The 1,064-nt window shown below is 58.7% G+C and carries 1 protein-coding gene; it reads left to right on the forward strand.

Features of this window, described 5'->3' with window-relative positions; genetic code table 11:
* Positions 1-673: 673 nt before the first annotated feature.
* On the forward strand, positions 674-979 hold the full coding sequence (locus tag ACOJVU_RS00005; RefSeq protein WP_421527898.1) for a ribbon-helix-helix protein, CopG family: 306 nt from the start codon (positions 674-676) through the stop codon (positions 977-979).
* Positions 980-1,064 lie beyond the last annotated feature (85 nt).

The following is a 1,064-nucleotide window of genomic DNA, read 5'->3' on the forward strand; positions in this document are numbered from 1 at the left end:
TTAGCGCCTCGTCGGCCTGCTCAGGTGTGACTCCATGCTTGGCGATGTAGTCACCGCGTCTGGACCAGTCGACCAACACACCTAAATGTAATACATGTCCGTATTACATTTCAAGTGTTTTCGCGACCATGCCCCGTCGTCCGAGGCACTCAGCACGCAATGCTGAAGCGGGTAGATCATCGACTTGCGACAAAGGTCAGATATTTATGCTGCTTCGCTTGACTGTAAGCAACAAAGGGGCTGGTAGGAGTCCGATGATGGGCTCAGGGTGTCATTTGCGACATCTAAGGTAAGTCACTCGTTTTTGCCGGAATTCGGCCCGCACAGTCCCGCGGCTTGCCGCGCATAATTGCATGCCCAGATGCAATACATTTGTCATACACTGAGTGGGTGACCGAGTTGCACTGGCCCAGCGACGTGGTCACCCATATGTGGGACAAACACCACACCACCGTCGAGATGGCGACCGAAGCCGTCAACGATCCCGACGTGGTGGGTACATCCCCGACCCCAAAAGCCGTTCGGGCAAAAGCAGCCGGTTCATCGGTTTCTCGCCGACCGCAAACGCAGTGCTCGTCGTCATCGTCGTTAGCCACGAGGACCAGCAATACGGCGCGAACTGCTGGCCGGCCAATGCCACCGATCAGAGCACATACCGGGAAAGGAACAACCAGTGAACAACGAGCTCAGCAACCTACTCAACGAGGCACGCGAGCTGGAAGCCGTCGACAGCTCTGAATACACGACCGCGCCGGCCACCCACCCCAACCGCGAAAAAGCCCAAACCCTCACCGTGCGCCTCACCGACGATGAGATGACCCGGCTACGCGCCGCTGCCGCAGAACGCGGCCTACCGGTATCGGCCGTGGTGCGCACAGCCATCGCACACGAACTGGCGCCACAACCCGACGATGGGACCCGCGCACTCATCACCGCGCTACATGACCACGACCTCGCCATCGTCAGAACGGCGAAGTGACTGTGGCCCAATGGTTCACAGGTAAGCCCGTCGTGTGGACGATGCCTATAGGTGGCTGAGTCGTAAACCCGCGTGAAGGGGGTAG

It is taken from the genome of Mycobacterium sp. THU-M104 (assembly GCF_049197365.1).
Taxonomy (GTDB): domain Bacteria; phylum Actinomycetota; class Actinomycetes; order Mycobacteriales; family Mycobacteriaceae; genus Mycobacterium.